This is a genomic window from Oceanicella sp. (assembly GCF_056449545.1).
In genome coordinates this window covers 1-16156 of the sequence record NZ_JBWOMN010000094.1, presented here as the reverse complement: position 1 = coordinate 16156, position 16156 = coordinate 1, and the positions used below count along the sequence as shown (strand labels likewise).

Genomic DNA, 16156 nt, shown 5'->3' with positions numbered 1-16156 from the left:
ATCCGCAACGCCATGCTGGCATCCATGCTGCGATCCGGCAACACCGGGTCGTAGGCGGCGCGCAGCAGCGCCGCGCACCACGGTTTTATCAGCGCCTCGCCCTGCGCCAGCGCCACCGGGGGATCGGCGCGAAACGCGCCCTCGGCCCATAGCAGCAGGCTGCGCACCGCCTGATCCAGCGCCAGCGCCGGGGCGGGGACCGCCCGCAGCCCCGCGTCATAGCGCAGCAGCGTCACGCAGATGTCTATCGCGCCCGGCCCGGCCTCGCCCCGCTCGAAACCGAACAGGCGGTATTGATTGGCCTGCGCCGCCTCGAGCCGCGTGATCAGCCCGTCGCGCCCGGGGATCAGTTTTTCGAGGTCGGGCGCGTGGCGCAGCTCCGCCCAGTCATTGCAGAAAAACACCAGATAATCGGGGGCCCGCGCCGGAGCGTCCGCGAGCCCGGTCAGCGCCGCCGCCCGCCGCAGCGCGGCGCCGAAGATCTCGGCCCCCGTTTCGTCCGATCCGAACACCACGGGGCGGGGCGCGCGCCGCCAGCGGGCGAAGCGAAACCCGCCGTCGGGGTCGGTGAAACAGGATTTTATGCGCGCGGGATCGGCTTGCGTCATGGCTCCGGCTCGAACAGGTCGGTGCGATCGGGGGGGCGCGGGGCGTTCAGCCCCAGATGCGTCCAGGCCCGCGCCGCCAGCGTCCGCCCGCGCGGCGTGCGCATGATCAGCCCCTGCTGGAGCAGGAACGGCTCGATCACCTCCTCGATGGCGTCGCGGGCCTCGGACAGCGCCGCGGCGATGGTCTCCACCCCCACCGGCCCGCCGCCGTAATGATCCGCGAGCAGCCGCAGATAGCGCCGATCCGCGCTGTCGAGCCCCAGATCGTCCACCCCGAGCCGGGTCAGCGCCCGGTCCGCGATCGCCAGCGTCACCCGCCCGTCGCCCTCGACCACGGCGAAATCCACCACCCGGCGCAGCAGCCGCCCGGCGATGCGCGGCGTGCCGCGGGCGCGACGCGCAATCTCATGGGCGCCGTCGGCGTCGGCGGGCGCGCCAAGCAGTCGCGCGGCGCGATGCACGATGCTGACAAGTTCCTCGACGGTGTAGAATTCCAGTCGCGTCGGGATCCCGAAACGGTCGCGCAACGGCGTGGTCAACAGGCCCAGCCGCGTGGTGGCGCCAACCAGCGTGAAGGGTTGCAGGTCAATGCGCACGGTGCGCGCCGCCGGGCCCTCGCCGATCACCAGATCCAGTTCGAAATCCTCCAGCGCCGGATACAGCACTTCCTCGACCGCGGGGTTCATGCGGTGGATCTCGTCGATGAACAGCACGTCGCGCGCGTCGAGATTGGTGAGGATCGCCGCCAGATCCCCGGCCTTGGCCAGCACCGGGCCGGAGGTCATGCGGAAATTCACCCCCAGCTCGCGCGCCACGATCTGCGCCAAGGTGGTCTTGCCGAGCCCCGGCGGCCCGTAGAACAGCGTGTGGTCCATGGACTGGCCGCGCTGGCGGGCGCTTTCGATGAACACGCTCAGATTGGCGCGGGCGTCGGCCTGCCCGACGAATTCATCAAGCGTCTGCGGGCGCAAGGCAGGATCCGGCGCATCGCCCCGCTGCGGGGCAGGGGCCACAAGGCGATCCGGCGAGGCGGGGTCTGCGTCGGCCATGTCTTATCCCTTCGGCGCCAGCGCCTTCAGCGCCGCGCGGATCAACCCGGCGACATCCAGCCCCGGCGTCTCCGCGGCGGCGGCGGCGACCGCCGCGGCGGCTTCGCCGGTCCCATAGCCGAGATTGCCCAGCGCAGAAAGCGCATCGGATTGAGCGGCGGCGCTGGCCACGCCCGTGTCAAGGCCGGCGCTTTCCCCAGGCGCCGAGGCCCCGCCGGCCATATGCGCCGCAGGCGCATCCGGAGGGCTCTTGCCCTCCGGGTCCGCGCGTCGCGCGGACATGGCCGGCTTCGCGCCGCCCGCGCCCAGCGCCATCACCCCAGGGGCCTTGTCCTTGAGTTCGTTCGCCACGCGCGACGCGATTTTCGGCCCCACGCCCGGGGCCGCGCGGATCGCGCCCGCATCGCCCAGCGCGATGGCGCGGCCCAGCGCCTCGGGCCCCAGCACGCCGAGAATCGCCAGCGCCGCCTTCGCGCCCACCCCCTGCACCGAGCACAGCAGCCGGTGCCATTCCTTTTCCGCCAGCGTCGCGAAACCGTAAAGCTGCATCAGATCCTCGCGCACCACCATCTCGGTGTAGAGCGCGCCGAAGTCACCCGCCGGCGGCAATTGCGCCAGCGTGCGCGGCGAACAATGGACAATGTAGCCCACGCCACCGGCATCGATCAGCGCGTGATCCTGGGTGATATAGTCGATGCGCCCGGAGATTTTTCCGATCATGCCGCTCTGTTCCCGCTCGATGCCGCGATCCTTGCCGCGCGGTCTGTTGTCACTCGCGCCGGCCCCGGCGATCCGCAATGCGGCGCGCCCCACCAGGGCCTTTCCGGATCGCCGCGCGACTTGGCGCCCGCCGGCCCGGGCGCCAGATCACCGCCCCGCCGCGATCGCGCGCGCCAGCCGACCCTGAAAGCGCGCATGATGCGCGTGGCATAGCGCGATGGCCAGCGCGTCCGCCGCGTCCGGCCCGGCGATTTCCGCATCGGGCAGCTGCAGGCGCACCATGTGCGCAACCTGGGCCTTGTCCGCATGCCCGACCCCGACCACCACCTTCTTGATCGAATTGGGCGCGTATTCGGCCACCGCCAACCCCGCCTGCGCCGGAACCAGCAACGCGATGGCGCGGGCCTGCCCCAGCTTCAGCGTGCCGGCGGCGTCCTTGTTGACGAAGGTATGCTCGACCGCCGCCTGTTCCGGCGCGTGACGGGTGAGCGCCTCGGTGAGCTGCTCATGCAGGCTCAGCAGTCGCGCCGCCAGCGAATCACCCGAAGAAACGCAAACCCCGTTCGCCACATGGGAGAGGCGGGTTCCCGCCACGTCAACCACGCCCCATCCGGTGCGTCGCAGTCCAGGATCGATCCCGATCACGCGCATCGCCGGACTCCTCGAAAATTCACACTATGTCCGCAGCTAGCACGAAACGCGAACACTGAACAGCGCATTCAAGGATTTCGTCCTGGCAGAGCACATTTCCGACCCGGAATCCTCCATATGCGACATCATACAATTGATTGATATTAAAGAGTTAATCGCCATGCATCCATTGCATAGCGGTATTGCGCGTTTTGCGGTTGCGAGAATCTCGGGGCCACCCTACATCCGCCTTGTCACCGGCGATGACCGGGACGCACAAATCTTGAACATCCACACACGCAAGCAAGGAGACCTCGTCATGGCTGCGATCGAATCCACCAACACTGCGCCTTTCGGGGCAATCACCGTTCTGCGCGTCACCACCCTCGTCGAGGACGCCGTCGGCGCGCTGCGCGCCTGGAACATGCGCCGCCGCACGCTCAACGAGTTGAGCAAGCTGAGCCGCGCTCAGCTCAGCGACATCGGCCTCGAGGGCGTTGCCTTCGAAGACGTGGTGCGCGGGCTGCGCCGCTGAAATCCGGTCCCGCCGCTTCGGGCAGACCGCCGCGCTGAAGGAAGGGGCCGCAATCGCGGTCCCTTTGTCGTTTGGTCAAACCGCGGCGCATCTGACAGCGCCATGATTCGCGCTGCGCGCGGGCGGTGACGGCAAGCCTCTGGCCGCAGCTAGGGCGCTGACCGGAGAAACGCCCGGCGCCTGATCCCGAATGGCCTCGGTTTCGGGATGGCGAGCCCTCGCCGACCTTCTGACGCTGGCGCATTGTCGTCAGTTCGAGGCCTTGATCGAAGTGACGTCGGATTCCTTGATCGTCTCGCCGGTCTCCAGAATCAGATTCGTGCCGGCGCTCGAAAACCGCACCTCGGTCACCGCGTTGAACACGCCGCCGGCGATTTGCTTGGGCAGGCCGTCCTCGCCGGACCGTTCCTGCACGAAGCTGTACAAACCGGTGGGCGCCGTGCCGTCGGCGATCTTTCCCGACCACAGCACCGTCGCCGCTGCGGGATCGGCCGGTTGCCGGGCGATCTCCTTGCCCGATTCGTCCAGAACGATCAGCGTCGCCGACTGATCCTTGTCGCCGGGCGGGAAGTTGACGGCGATCGGATCGCCGGCGAACCTGGTCAGCGCGGTCGATTCGACCTGCTTGCCGATCCAGTTCACGGATTCGGCGCCGCCGCCGCTGAGAGATTGCAGGATGTCGGCCAGCGTATCGTTGGCCTTCACCTGCTGCTCCACGGAGGAGAAATTCGCAAGCTGGGCCACGAACTCGGTTGAATCCACCGGATTGAGCGGATCCTGATTGCGCATCTGCGCCGTCAGCAGGCTCAGGAACGTTTCGAAATCACCCCCTAGCGAGTTCTTGCCGGTGGATTTCTGCTCTGCGGCGCGTTGCGCGGCGCTTTGCGCCGTCACGTTGGTCGCGGATACTTCCATGTGGGATTCTCCTACACTCTGAGATCAAGCCCGGCGGTGACCAGGCGGCGAATGACTGGCGGCTCAACCGGCGCCGCCGCTGCCGCCGAGCCCTGCGACTGCGCGGCGCCGGCGTATTCGGCATCGCCCTGCGCGCCGCCATTCGATCCGAACCCGAGATCGACATTGTCATGACCGGCCTGCGCGAATTCCCGCAGCAGCTGATCCGCATGGCGGCGCATCAGATCCGCAACTTCGGGGCGATCGGCGGTGATCGTGGCGGTCAGCACGTCGTCGGCCATCACCAGTTCGATCCGCACGCGCCCCAGTTCCGGCGGATCCAGCCTGATCTCGATCGACTTGCCGTCGCCCGCCGTGATCGCAACGCCGATCTGGCGCGCGACGACGCCGGCAAGCGCGGAGTCCCGCGTCGCCGCGGCAGGCGCCGATTGAATCTGGGTCAATGCCGCCCGCTCGGTTTGCAGCGCGACGGCGCTTGCATGGGTCTCGGCCTCGACGGCCGCGTCTGCGGCATCGATCAGGGCGCCGAAATCCTCCGCTGAAAGCGTCGCGGCCGGGGCGCCGACAAGCGCGGCCTGAAGCGCGGCCGCGGCAGGGTCCGTCGGTCGCGCGGCCGGCGTCGGCTGCGGGGCGGCGGGGAGCTCGGGCGCATCGTCGGTTCCAAGGACAGCCTCTGGCGCCGAGCGCGGCTGCGTCGCCGGTTGCGCCGGGTCGCGCGCGATTTGCGGCTGCGCGCCAATGTCCTGCGCGACGCGGCTTTCCTGAGTGACGCGCGTGCGAGGGTTCGCGGGCTCGGCCTGCATCGACGCCGCCATAAGCGCAGCGCCGGTCTCGCCTGCGCTCGCCGCGGCCTGCGGCGTGTCCTGCGGCGTGTCCTGCGACGTGACCTGCGGCGTGCCCTGCGATGGGGGCGCCTCGGCGGGCATGGCCAATTCACCGGCGATGCCGGCGGGCGGCTCCCCGTCCGCAGCGGGCGCTTCTGCATCCATGCCGGTCACCTCCGGCGTCGATCCATCCGAAGCATTCGCCGCGGTCGGCAAGGCTGCGGCGGATTCGACGAGCATTGCGTCCGGAGGCTCGGTTGCCGCCTCGCCCTGATCCGCTTCCCTTGCCGGCGTTCGGGCAACTCGCGCAACCTCGGCGGCGTCGGCCTGCGCCATGCTCGTCAGATCGATTGGCGGCGCTTCGCCGCCCCCGGGAGATTGCGGCGCGACCAATGTTTCGCCCTCCATGGCGGGCGTCGCCGCGTCTGGCGCCTGAAGCGTGGCCGCAATTGACATGTCCGGCCGAGGCCGCGCCGGCGGTTCGGCCGAAGCCGCGCGCGCAGGGGCGTCGGCTTTCCCGGCGTCGCTTTGGGCGACCATATCGCTGAACGGCATCGCCTTGCGGTCGCCATCGGGTTTCGACTGCGCGGTCGGCGATTCGGGGCCCGGCGATTCAGGCCCCGTCGATTCGGGGGCTTTTTCGGGCCGGCGAACGGCGCCGCTGGTTTCGGCGGCAAGCGGCAGGATCATAGGCGGCGCCCAACTCTGATTAATCCGGTCATGGCGCGAGTATTTCCCAGAACCGTTACCAAGCGTTTACCGAAACCATTCAGGATGCAGAGAGAAAGGGGACTGCAATGGAGATTATCGCAGCGACGGCCGCCACGCCGGCCCATCCGCGCGCGGCGCCAAGCGAATCCGAGCGGGACGCACGCATCTACAAGGTCGCGCAGGAGCTCGAGGCCACGTTCCTGGCTGAAATGCTCTCTTATGCGGGCCTTGGCGATTCGCGCGAATCCTTCGGCGGCGGCGCGGGCGAGGAGGCGTTTTCCAGCATGTTGACCGCCGAACAGGCGAAACTCATGACCCAGGCGGGCGGAGTCGGGCTGGCCGAGGCGATTTTCGACGCCATCAAGCAACGCGAGACGACTCGGTGAATCGCGCCCATAGCGAAGGAAATCCCAATGTCTGAATGGTCTCGATCCGCGACGCGCTTGCTGGCGCTGCTTGCCGAGGAGCGAAAGCTGCTCACCGCCGGACGCGCATCCGACCTGGCCGCGCTGGAACGTCGGCGCAGCGCGGTTCTGTGCATGCTGGAAAACGCCAGACCGGACAATCAGGACACCGCGACGGGGTTGCTTGCGCGCATCCGGGCCGAGGCGCGGCGCAATGGCGACCTGGCCACCGCCTATCTCTCGGGCATGAAAGCGGCACGGGATCGGCTGCGCGAAATCGAGGAGGCCCGGCTTGGCTTCGGCGCCTATACGCCGGAGGGCCAGAGCGTGACCGCGGAAGCCGGGCGCGCGACGAAGGAACGCCGGGCCTGACGGCGGCGCGCGGCGCAGGCCCGGATCATCGGAGCCTGCGCGCGACGCGCCTCGCCGCGACGCTTTCGCGCCAGACGGTGAAGGCCCCCGCCGCGACGACGACGAATGCGCCAACGGCCGTGGTCGTGGTCAGCGCTTCGCCGAACACGGCGATGCCGATCATCGACGCGAGGACCATCTGCACATAGGAGAACGGCTGCACCACCACCGCATCAAGCAGTTCAAAGGCCCGGATCAGATAATAGTGGCCCAACGAACCGGTGATGCAGAGCAAAAGCAGCCAGGGCAGATCGCCCGGGGCCACGGAAACCCAGTAGAACGGTCCGATCAGGGTGATCGCCGCGGCGCCGGCGACGCCGGTGTAGAAGAAACTGGTCGCCGAACTGTCAGTGCGGCTGACCAGCCGCGTCAGAACCCCGTAGACCGCGATGCCGACCGCTGCGACGACCGGCAGCAGCAACGTGACATCGAAGCGCCCGCCCCCCGGTTGCAGGATCAGCAGCACGCCGCCAAAGCCGACGCAGATCGCCAGCCATCGCCGCCAGCCCACGCGTTCGCCCAGCACCGGCATGGACAGGACCGCAACCAGCAGCGGCGCCGAAGCGAAAATCGCATGGGTGCCCACCAGCCCGACCACGGAGAATGAGGTGATGGCGATCACCACCTGCATGGCCAGAAACGCGCCGCGAAAGATCTGCAGCCCCGGCCGGCCGGTCCGCGCCACCGCCGCGATCCCGCCTTTGGCGCGCATCGCCGCCGCCACCGCGAACAGCGCAAAGGCCCAGTAGCGAATCATCACCACGAACACCGGCGGGTATTCGGTGGCGAGGTATTTGGACAGGCCGTCCTGCGCCGCGAAGATCGTCACCGCGAGCATCGCGAACGCGGCGCCTTTGCCGCTCACGGCATTGGGCAGGGTCATGGGAGATCCCCGATCGGGCATGACCGGCGCCGGGCGTCGAATGCCGCCCTCCCCGCCGGAAAGTCATAAGCATACCTTATAAAACCATCCCGCCGCCGGGGCAAGGTCAACCGGTGGGCGCACGCGCGAACGCCCCGGCCGCAGGGGCCGGGGCGTCGTCGCAGGTCACAAATGAACGCGCCGGGATCAGGCGTCGCGCTTGATCTCTTCGCCGGTGGTCTGATCGATGATCTTCATGGACAGGCGGGTCTTGCCGCGGTCGTCGAAGCCCATCAGCTTGACCTTCACCTCCTGGCCCTCTTTCACGAGATCCTTGGGGTTGGCGCCGCGCTCCCAGGTCATCTGCGAGATGTGCACGAGACCGTCGCGCTTGCCGAAGAAGTTCACGAAAGCGCCGAAATCCATGATCTTCACCACTTTGCCGGTGTAGATCTTGCCGACCTCGGGTTCGGCGACGATGGCGTTGATCAGGTCGCGCGCCTTCTCGATGGCGATGCCGTCGGCGGAGGCGATCTTGATGACGCCGTCATCGTTGATGTCGACCTTGGCGCCGGATTCCTCGACGATGGAGCGGATCACCTTGCCGCCCGAGCCGATCACTTCGCGGATCTTGTCGGGGTTGATCTGCATGGTCTCGATGCGCGGGGCGTGGACCGAGAAGGACCCGGCCTCGCTCAGCGCCTTGGACATCTCGTCGAGGATGTGCAGCCGGCCGTCCTTGGCCTGCGCCAGCGCCTGTTTCATGATCTCGGGGGTGATGCCCGCGACCTTGATGTCCATCTGCAGCGAGGTGATGCCGTTGGCGGTGCCCGCGACCTTGAAATCCATGTCGCCGAGGTGATCCTCGTCGCCGAGGATGTCGGTGAGCACGGCGAATTTCTCGCCCTCGAGGATCAGGCCCATGGCGACGCCGGCCACCGGGGCCTTCAGCGGCACGCCGGCGTCCATCATCGACAGCGAGGCGCCGCAGACCGTGGCCATCGAGGACGAACCGTTGGATTCGGTGATCTCGGAGACGATGCGCACGGTGTAGGGGAAATCGGTCGCCGGCGGCAGCACCGCCTGCAGCGCCCGCCAGGCGAGCTTGCCATGGCCGATCTCGCGACGGCCGGGGCCGAACATGCGCCCCGCCTCGCCCACCGAATACGGCGGGAAATTGTAGTGCAGCAGGAAGCGCTCGCGCCATTCGCCTTCCAGCGCGTCGATGATCTGCTCGTCGTCGCCGGTGCCCAGCGTGGTGACCACCAGACCCTGGGTCTCGCCGCGCGTGAACAGGGCCGAGCCGTGGGTGCGGGGCAGGAATCCGGCCTGCGCCACGATCGGGCGCACGGTGGCCAGATCACGCCCGTCGATGCGCCGCCCGGTGTTGAGGATGTCGCCGCGCACCACCTCGGATTCAAGCTTCTTGAAGCAGCCGGCATACAGGGCGGCGTTTTCCTTTTCCTCGTCGCTCAGCGCATCGAGGATCGACTGGCGCGCGGCGGAAATCGCGGCCGTGCGCTCCTGCTTGTCGGTGATGGCGAAGGCGGCGCGCATGGCGGCCTCGCCCAGTTCCTTCACGCGGGCGTATTCGGCCGAGGTGTCGGGGGCCTGAAAATCGTAGGGCTCCTTGGCCGCGTCCTCGGCGAGGTCGATGATCATGTCGATCACCGGCTGCATCTGCGCGTGGCCGAAGGTCACGGCGCCGAGCATCACCTCCTCGGACAGTTCGTAGGCCTCGGATTCGACCATCATGACCGCATCCTTGGTGCCCGCGACCACGAGGTTGAGCTGCTGCTCGGGGTTTTCGAGCAGCTTGCGCATGTCGTCGACGCGCGGGTTCAGCACGTATTCGCCGTCCACGTAACCGACGCGGGCGCCGCCGATCGGGCCGTAGAACGGCGCGCCGGAGATGGTCAGCGCCGCGGAGGCCGCGACCATGGCGAGAATGTCCGGGTCGTTTTCAAGATCGTGGCTCAGCACGGTGATGATGACCTGGGTCTCGTGCTTGAAGCCGGGCACGAACAGCGGGCGGATCGGGCGGTCGATCAGCCGCGAGGTCAGCGTTTCCTTTTCGGTGGGCCGGGCCTCGCGCTTGAAAAATCCGCCGGGGATCTTGCCGGCGGCGTAGTATTTTTCCTGGTAGTGAACCGAGAGCGGGAAGAAATCCAGACCGAGCTTCGGCTTCTTCTCGAACACCACGGTGGCGAGCACCGTGGTCTCGCCGAGCGTCGCGAGCACCGCGCCGTCGGCCTGGCGGGCGATGCCGCCGGTTTCCATGGTCAGCGTTTCGCCGCCCCATTCGATGGATTTCTTGACGATGTTGAACATTCCGTTTCCTTCTCAGACGGCCTGCCGCCCGGTGGCGGCGACCGCGATGCGTCCCATCCCGGGACGGGCCCCGTTGCGTATATATCCCTCGCTTCGACCCGGGGCCGGGGGCGGAAACGCTGCGGATGTCGGTGTGCCGGGATCAATCCCGGGCCGGCCGCCTCCCCTTTTCGCGGGAAGGCGCGTGCGGAACGGCCGCGGCCTTGGCGGTCGGGGCCTCCATGCAACAGGGCGCGCCCGGCTGGGGCGCGCCCTGAAAAATCAGCGGCGAATGCCGAGGCGGGAGATGAGCGATTTGTAGCGCGCCTCGTCCTTGCCTCGCACATAATCCAGCAGCTTGCGCCGCAGGGCGACCATCTTGAGCAGACCGCGACGCGAATGGTTGTCTTTCTTGTGGGTCTTGAAGTGCTCGGTCAGATGAGTGATCCGATGGGTCAGAATGGCGACCTGGACTTCGGGCGAACCGGTGTCGCCCTCCTTGATCGCGTAGTCCTTGATCAACGCCTCTTTGACGTCTGGTGCAATCGACATCGGGGCCTCCTTGGGCTTGGGATTGACTGCGCGAGGGGACCGTTTCCCGTCGCGCCTTCGCCAGGCGGCCGTCGCCGGGATGTCGTCCAGCGGGGTCGCTTGCAGCGAAGCCCGTCATATGGCGCAGATCGGGTCGAAAGGGAAGGGCCAATCAACGCGCCCCGGTTGCGGCGGCGCGCGACCGAACGTCGCCCGAACGAAAGCGGCGGCCCCCATCGGGGCCGCCGCGATGATGTCCGGATCGGCCGCCCGAAATCGGGCGACGGGCGCGCGCCGTCAGGCGGCGCGCGACTTGCGCCAGCCGGCGAAGCCGAACAGCGCCATGGCGCCCAGAAGCATCGGCAGGGCCGCGGGCAGCGGCACCGGCGCGACGCCGTTCAGATTGGCAGTGGTGAAGTTGTCGATGACGACCAGTTCGCCCGTCGGCCAGTTCGGGGCCAGCATGTCCCGCAGCACCGCGTAGGCGATGCCGCCCGCGTCCGACAAGCCGAAATAGGCGCCGTCATTGAAATCCGGGCCCTGGGGTCCGATGACCATGGAATCGATCAGCCCGCCGCCGCCGTCATAGGCGGACAGTTCCCAGACATTGTCCATGCCGCCGAGATTGAAGGCGAAGTATTCGACCGGCGCGGCGAAATCGAAGCGGAATTCCACCGTGTAGGGCGTCGGATCGAAATTCGCGTCGATCGCCAGCGTTTCCTCGCCGTTGGACAGGCCCTGCCCGACGGAGTTCAGATCGCCGTCGGTGACGAAATAGACCAGCCCGGCCTCGACCTCGTAGCCCGGCGGGTAGGGTCCGGGCCAGATCGCGGTGGTGGTCAGCGCCACCCGGCGGTCGACATACATCGGCGACGCGGTCGGGTTCGGCCCGGCGATGCCGCGGGTGTCCGTGCCGGTGTAGGTGACCCCGTTGTTGGAAAACGCGCCGGTGGCGCCGGGCGCCAGCGTCTCGAAATCCTCGACCACGGCGTTGATGATCCCCGGCTCGCCGGCCGGGCTGCCGAAGCCCGCGATCTGCGTCGCCTGCGCAACGCCGACCGACGCGGCGGAACATACGCACGCCAGCGCCATATATTTCAGAGTCCCCATTACACAATCCTCTCACACACAGGAAATTCGAATCTCCGCGCGAGGTTAACCTGCCGTTAGTCATATGGTCAAGGCGCGCCCCGGTCGCGGCCCCGGCGGATCGCCGGTCTTGCGCCGCCTATGCGCCGCCGGGGCGGCCCGGCGCGCGCGCCGCGAACACCCGGATCGGCTGCACCATGCCGGCGCGGTAGGTCCCCACCGCCACCGGCGCGCCGTCATGCGAGGCCCAGACCGTTTCCCCATACGCCGCGTCCGAGGCCAGCGCCCGCCCGGCGCGGCCCTGGCGCAGATCCGCGGCGGCCTCGGCGGACACCGGCGCCTCGGTCAGATCCGCAAGCCCGCTTGCCACCGGGAACAGCCGGCCCGGGGCGTCCGGGTCGCCGCGCATGGCCTCGAGGTCCTCCATGGAGACCCCGTCCCCGACCTCGAACGGCCCGGACCATATGCGCCTGAGCCCCGCCACATGGCCGCCGCAGCCAAGCGCTGCGCCCAGATCGCGGGCGATGGCGCGCACATAGCCGCCCTTGCCGCAGACCATCTCCAGTTCGGCGTGATCGGCGTCGGGAATGGCGAGCAGGGTCAGGCTTTCCACCCAGAGCGGGCGCGCGGCGAGGTCCACCGCCTGCCCGTCACGGGCCAGGTCATAGGCGCGGGCGCCGTCCACCTTGACGGCGGAGAAGGCCGGCGGGGTCTGCATGATCTCGCCGGTGAATTGCGGCAGCGCGGCCTCGATCGCCGCGCGGTCCGGGCGCAGGTCGCAGGCGGCGATCACCGCGCCCTCGCGATCGTCGGTGGCGGTGGTCTCGCCCCAGCGGATGGCGAAGCGATAGGCCTTCAGCGCGTCGGTGATGTAGGGCACGGTCTTGGTGGCCTCGCCGAAGGCCACCGCCAGCACGCCGGTGGCCAGCGGGTCGAGCGTGCCCGCATGCCCCGCCTTTTGCGCGTTCAGCGCCCAGCGCGCCTTGGCCACCACCTGCGCCGAGGTCACGCCGACGGGCTTGTCCACCACCAGCCAGCCGTCGATGGCCAGCCCCTTCTTGCGTCGCGCCATGTCGCCCGTTCTCCGTGTCCGGCGTCGCGATCCGGCCTGACGCCGGCCCCGCGCCCGGCGCGCGCCGAGTCAGCGCCGGGCTTTGAGCGCGTGGTCATACATGGCGCGGTCGCGCGGGTAAACGGCGTCGATGCGCGCGCGCAGTTCCGGCGTCGCCAGCGGCGCGTCGTCCTCGCCCGCCCCCTTCAGGCGCGGCACGGCGTTGCGCGTGGTCACCGCCGCCATCTGCGCGGCGATGTCGGGGATCAGCGGACCGAGAATGCGGGGCAGCGATTCATCGAGCAGGGGCAAGGGGATGACATGGAAATCCAGCCCCTCCGTCCGACGCATCCGCGCCGCCTGCGGGCGCCAGTGCGGGTTGACCGCCAGCTTCGTGTCGCCCTTGATGTTGGCGGCGAGAAACGCCGTCAGCTTCATCAGGTTGTCGCGGTGCTTCGCGGCCGGCGCGTCGCAGGGCAGGTCGACATCGACATCGTGGGCCTGCGCCAGATGCTCGGCGAAGAACGCGAAGCGCCGCGGGCCGATCACCTTGTCGAAATACAGCGACATGACGCGCTCCACCGGATCGCGCAACACCACGAAGCCATAGGCGCTGGCGCGCAGATCCTCCAGCGAACGGTCGCGCGCGCTCACCAGGTCGCTGGATTGCGCGGCGTGGATGTCCAGCGGATCGCCATGCACGCGGTCATGATCGAGCTGCCACAGCAGGTTCTTCACGAAGGTGCAGCCGCATTTGGCGATCGGCAGGTAGAACAGCGGATAGCGTCTTGTCGTCAGAAAAAATCTGGTCGGCGAACTGACGGCGGTTTCGGGGCCTCCGGGATCGCCCTGCGGCGGCTTCGAAGCGGACTCATTGCGAAACTGGCGTGGAAAAAATCTGGCGAACATGCGCGGGCCTTCCGTGTTCGATGGCCCGGCGCGGTCAATCCTCCGCGTCGGGGCCGGGTTGCTCGATGTCGCGGCGCACGCGATCCTCGCTCAGCAGGCGGCGGGTCTCGTCCATCCGATCAAAGCTATTGTCCACAACGAAACGAAGATCCGGTGAATATTTCAGCTTGACGGCGCGGGCCACCTGATGACGCAGTTCGCGCTTGCTGCGGTTGAGCGCCGCGAGGGTTTCCTCCACCGCGACGCCGCCCAGCGGCATCACGAAGACCAGCGCCTGACGCAGGTCGGGCGAGGCGCGCACCTCGCTGACGGTGATGGAGCTGCGCGACAGGTCCGGGTCATGCACGTCGCCGCGCATCAGCACGTCCGACAGCGCGCGACGGATCAGTTCACCGACCTTCAACTGGCGCTGCGAGGGACCGGCGCCCCCCGAAAACCGCTTGCCGCCCATGTTCTTTCCTTCGTGATTCGCCAATTCGAACCGGGCGAAACGCAAGCGGCGCAGCGATCATGTCGCCGCGCCGCCGGTTCGCCCATGCCGCCCGAAACCGATCCCGGAGGATCGGCCCGCGGCTGTCGTCAGAGCGTGCGCTCGATTTCCTCGGAGGTGAAGATCTCGATCACGTCGCCCTCGCGGATATCCTCGTATTTCTCGAAGGCCATGCCGCATTCCTGACCGGCGCGCACCTCGGCGACTTCGTCCTTGAACCGCTTCAGGGTCTTCAGCTTGCCTTCGTGGATCACCACGTCGTCGCGCAGCAGGCGCACGCCCGCGGCGCGGCGCGCCACGCCCTCGGTGACCTCGCAGCCCGCCACCTTGCCGACGCCAGTGACCTTGAAGACCTCCTTGATCTTGGCATAGCCGATGAAGGTCTCCTTGATCTCGGGGCTGAGCAGGCCCGAGGCGGCCTTCTTCACGTCGTCCACGAGGTCGTAGATGATCGAATAGTAGCGGATCTCCACGCCTTTCTGGCTCGCCGCTTCGCGCGCCGGGGCGTTGGCGCGGACGTTGAAGCCGATGATCGGGGCGTCCGAAGCCCCGGCGAGGGTGACGTCGGATTCGGTGATCGCGCCGACGCCGGAATGCAGCACCCGCACCTGCACCTCGTCGTTGCCGACCTTCTCCATGGCCTGCACGATGGCCTCGGCCGACCCCTGCACGTCGGCTTTCACCAGGATCGGCAGCTCCGCCACCGCGCCGCCGACGCTGGCCTGCGCCAGCAGCTGGTCGAGCGTGGCGCGCGACCCCTGCGCGGCCTGGGTCTCGCGCGATTTGCGCTGGCGGTAATCGGCGATCTCGCGGGCCTTGGCCTCGCTCTCCACCGCGTTGAGCACGTCGCCGGCCTGCGGGGTGCCGTTGAGGCCGAGCACCTCCACCGGAACCGAGGGGCCGGCCGCGTTCACGCGTTCGCCCTGATCGTTGATCAGCGCGCGCACCTTGCCCCATTGTTCGCCGACCACGAAGATGTCGCCGCGCTTCAGGGTGCCGCGCTGAATCAGCACGGTGGCCACGGGGCCGCGGCCGGTGTCGAGCTTGGCCTCGATCACCGCGCCCTCGGCGGGGCGCTTGGGATTGGCCTTCAGCTCCAGCAATTCGGCCTGCAGCGCGATGTTCTCCAGCAGGGTGTCGAGCCCCTGCCCGGTGATCGCCGACACCTCCACGTCGAGCACGTCGCCCGACATGGCCTCCACGATCACCTCGTGCTGCAGCAGTTCGGCGCGCACCTTGTCGGGGTCGGCGCCGGGCTTGTCGCACTTGTTGATCGCCACGATCATCGGCACCCCCGCCGCCTTGGCGTGGTGGATCGCCTCGATGGTCTGGGGCATCACCGAATCATCCGCCGCCACGACCAGGATGACGATGTCCGTCACCTGCGCCCCGCGCTCGCGCATGGAGGTGAAGGCGGCATGGCCCGGCGTGTCGAGGAAAGTGACGACCGCGCCGCTGTCCAGCGTGATCTGATAGGCGCCGATATGCTGGGTGATGCCGCCGGCCTCGCCCGAGACCACGTTGGTCTTGCGGATCGCGTCCAGCAGCGACGTCTTGCCGTGATCCACATGGCCCATGATCGTCACCACCGGGGCGCGGGGCTGCAGATCCTCGTCCTTGTCCATGGCTGTCTCGATCACGCTTTCCACGTCGGCCTCCGAAACGCGCTGCACGCGGTGGCCGAATTCCTCGACCACAAGCTGCGCGGTGTCCGCGTCGAGCGTGTCGTTGATGGTGACCATCATGCCGCTCTTGAACAGGCTCTTGACCACGTCGGCGGCGCGTTCGGCCATGCGGTTGGCCAGTTCCTGCACGGTGATCGCGTCGGGCACCTGCACGTCGCGCACGACCTTCTCGCGCTCCACATGCCCGCGCATCTTGCGCTTTTCGCGCTCGGCGCGGCGGCGCATGGAGGCCATGGAGCGCTGGCGCCCGCCCTCGTCGCCCGAGGTGGCGCGGGAAATCGTCAGCTTGCCGGAGCGGCGGCGCTGCTCGGTGGCGCGGCCGCGCGACGGCGTCGCGGCGCGATCGCCCGGCTTGCCGGCGCCGCCGGGGCGCTTGGCGGGGCCGTAGCGGCTGGCGCGGGCGCCCTCCACGTCGCGGGGGG

The 16156-nt window shown here is 68.5% G+C and carries 16 protein-coding genes and 1 pseudogene; 3 read left to right on the top strand and 14 right to left on the bottom strand.

Going from position 1 to position 16156, the window contains the following annotated elements; all coding sequences use genetic code 11:
• The 4 genes from AC1HC7_RS12980 to ruvC form a co-directional block, all read right to left on the bottom strand.
• Positions 1-608, bottom strand: a 608-nt coding sequence (locus AC1HC7_RS12980) for a hypothetical protein (protein ID WP_479495664.1), incomplete at its 3' end; no start/stop codon positions are given.
• Entirely contained in the window at positions 605-1657 is a 1053-nt protein-coding gene (gene ruvB / locus AC1HC7_RS12975; protein ID WP_479499084.1) for a Holliday junction branch migration DNA helicase RuvB, read from the bottom strand. The genes ruvB and AC1HC7_RS12980, both read right to left, overlap by 4 nt.
• Before the next feature lie 3 nt (positions 1658-1660).
• Entirely contained in the window at positions 1661-2377 is a 717-nt protein-coding gene (ruvA, locus tag AC1HC7_RS12970; protein ID WP_479495662.1) for a Holliday junction branch migration protein RuvA, read from the bottom strand.
• Positions 2378-2524: 147 nt separating this feature from the next.
• Complete coding sequence (gene ruvC / locus AC1HC7_RS12965; protein WP_479495661.1) at positions 2525-3028, bottom strand: crossover junction endodeoxyribonuclease RuvC; 504 nt, start codon at positions 3026-3028, stop codon at positions 2525-2527.
• Positions 3029-3326: 298 nt separating this feature from the next.
• Here ruvC and AC1HC7_RS12960 point away from each other — a divergent pair, with 298 nt between their 5' ends.
• Complete coding sequence (locus AC1HC7_RS12960) at positions 3327-3542, top strand: DUF1127 domain-containing protein (RefSeq protein ID WP_479495660.1); 216 nt, start codon at positions 3327-3329, stop codon at positions 3540-3542.
• A gap of 249 nt (positions 3543-3791) precedes the next feature.
• On the opposite strand, the gene AC1HC7_RS12955 is transcribed toward AC1HC7_RS12960, so the two are convergent.
• Positions 3792-4457 carry a flagellar hook capping FlgD N-terminal domain-containing protein gene (locus AC1HC7_RS12955; RefSeq protein ID WP_479499083.1) on the bottom strand — a complete coding sequence of 222 codons (666 nt, stop codon included), beginning with the start codon at positions 4455-4457 and terminating at the stop codon, positions 3792-3794.
• Positions 4458-4468: 11 nt separating this feature from the next.
• Positions 4469-5971: a flagellar hook-length control protein FliK gene (locus AC1HC7_RS12950; protein WP_479499082.1), complete on the bottom strand. Its 1503-nt coding sequence runs from the start codon at positions 5969-5971 to the stop codon at positions 4469-4471.
• Between the two features lie 107 nt (positions 5972-6078).
• Between AC1HC7_RS12950 and AC1HC7_RS12945 the strand changes: the two genes are divergently transcribed.
• Together AC1HC7_RS12945 and AC1HC7_RS12940 are read left to right on the top strand one after the other, a co-directional pair.
• Complete coding sequence (locus AC1HC7_RS12945; protein WP_479495657.1) at positions 6079-6378, top strand: rod-binding protein; 300 nt, start codon at positions 6079-6081, stop codon at positions 6376-6378.
• Positions 6379-6405: 27 nt separating this feature from the next.
• On the top strand, positions 6406-6768 hold the full coding sequence (locus tag AC1HC7_RS12940) for a hypothetical protein (RefSeq protein ID WP_479495656.1): 363 nt from the start codon (positions 6406-6408) through the stop codon (positions 6766-6768).
• A gap of 25 nt (positions 6769-6793) precedes the next feature.
• Here the strand turns inward: AC1HC7_RS12940 and AC1HC7_RS12935 are convergent, their stop codons facing one another.
• The 8 genes and pseudogenes from AC1HC7_RS12935 to infB all read right to left on the bottom strand — a co-directional run.
• Entirely contained in the window at positions 6794-7690 is an 897-nt protein-coding gene (locus AC1HC7_RS12935; protein ID WP_479495655.1) for a DMT family transporter, read from the bottom strand.
• 186 nt (positions 7691-7876) lie between these two features.
• Entirely contained in the window at positions 7877-10000 is a 2124-nt protein-coding gene (gene pnp / locus AC1HC7_RS12930) for a polyribonucleotide nucleotidyltransferase (RefSeq protein ID WP_479495654.1), read from the bottom strand.
• A 261-nt stretch (positions 10001-10261) separates the two neighbouring features.
• Positions 10262-10531, bottom strand: a complete 270-nt coding sequence (gene rpsO / locus AC1HC7_RS12925) for a 30S ribosomal protein S15 (protein WP_479495653.1) — start codon at positions 10529-10531, stop codon at positions 10262-10264.
• A gap of 276 nt (positions 10532-10807) precedes the next feature.
• A complete protein-coding gene (locus AC1HC7_RS12920; protein WP_479499081.1) occupies positions 10808-11620 on the bottom strand; it encodes a hypothetical protein in 813 nt (270 codons plus the stop codon).
• A 118-nt stretch (positions 11621-11738) separates the two neighbouring features.
• Positions 11739-12671: a tRNA pseudouridine(55) synthase TruB gene (gene truB, locus AC1HC7_RS12915; protein WP_479495651.1), complete on the bottom strand. Its 933-nt coding sequence runs from the start codon at positions 12669-12671 to the stop codon at positions 11739-11741.
• A 69-nt stretch (positions 12672-12740) separates the two neighbouring features.
• Positions 12741-13559, bottom strand: a complete 819-nt coding sequence (locus tag AC1HC7_RS12910) for a sulfotransferase family 2 domain-containing protein (protein WP_479495650.1) — start codon at positions 13557-13559, stop codon at positions 12741-12743.
• Positions 13560-13593: 34 nt separating this feature from the next.
• The gene (gene rbfA / locus AC1HC7_RS12905; RefSeq protein ID WP_479495649.1) at positions 13594-14010 is read right to left on the bottom strand and encodes a 30S ribosome-binding factor RbfA; all 417 of its coding nucleotides are present in this window, start codon (positions 14008-14010) and stop codon (positions 13594-13596) included.
• Between the two features lie 128 nt (positions 14011-14138).
• A pseudogene (infB, locus tag AC1HC7_RS12900) lies at positions 14139-16156 on the bottom strand (translation initiation factor IF-2); the annotation flags it as partial.

Coding starts and splice junctions, on each gene's coding strand:
- AC1HC7_RS12940 (WP_479495656.1), top strand. CDS start 6,406: ATGTCTGAATGGTCTCGATCCGCGACGCGCTTGCTGGCGCTGCTTGCC.
- rpsO (WP_479495653.1), bottom strand. CDS start 10,531: ATGTCGATTGCACCAGACGTCAAAGAGGCGTTGATCAAGGACTACGCG.
- rbfA (WP_479495649.1), bottom strand. CDS start 14,010: ATGGGCGGCAAGCGGTTTTCGGGGGGCGCCGGTCCCTCGCAGCGCCAG.
- ruvA (WP_479495662.1), bottom strand. CDS start 2,377: ATGATCGGAAAAATCTCCGGGCGCATCGACTATATCACCCAGGATCAC.
- AC1HC7_RS12910 (WP_479495650.1), bottom strand. CDS start 13,559: ATGTTCGCCAGATTTTTTCCACGCCAGTTTCGCAATGAGTCCGCTTCG.
- AC1HC7_RS12950 (WP_479499082.1), bottom strand. CDS start 5,971: ATGATCCTGCCGCTTGCCGCCGAAACCAGCGGCGCCGTTCGCCGGCCC.
- pnp (WP_479495654.1), bottom strand. CDS start 10,000: ATGTTCAACATCGTCAAGAAATCCATCGAATGGGGCGGCGAAACGCTG.
- ruvB (WP_479499084.1), bottom strand. CDS start 1,657: ATGGCCGACGCAGACCCCGCCTCGCCGGATCGCCTTGTGGCCCCTGCC.
- ruvC (WP_479495661.1), bottom strand. CDS start 3,028: ATGCGCGTGATCGGGATCGATCCTGGACTGCGACGCACCGGATGGGGC.
- AC1HC7_RS12955 (WP_479499083.1), bottom strand. CDS start 4,457: ATGGAAGTATCCGCGACCAACGTGACGGCGCAAAGCGCCGCGCAACGC.
- truB (WP_479495651.1), bottom strand. CDS start 12,671: ATGGCGCGACGCAAGAAGGGGCTGGCCATCGACGGCTGGCTGGTGGTG.
- AC1HC7_RS12945 (WP_479495657.1), top strand. CDS start 6,079: ATGGAGATTATCGCAGCGACGGCCGCCACGCCGGCCCATCCGCGCGCG.
- AC1HC7_RS12935 (WP_479495655.1), bottom strand. CDS start 7,690: ATGACCCTGCCCAATGCCGTGAGCGGCAAAGGCGCCGCGTTCGCGATG.
- AC1HC7_RS12960 (WP_479495660.1), top strand. CDS start 3,327: ATGGCTGCGATCGAATCCACCAACACTGCGCCTTTCGGGGCAATCACC.
- AC1HC7_RS12920 (WP_479499081.1), bottom strand. CDS start 11,620: ATGGGGACTCTGAAATATATGGCGCTGGCGTGCGTATGTTCCGCCGCG.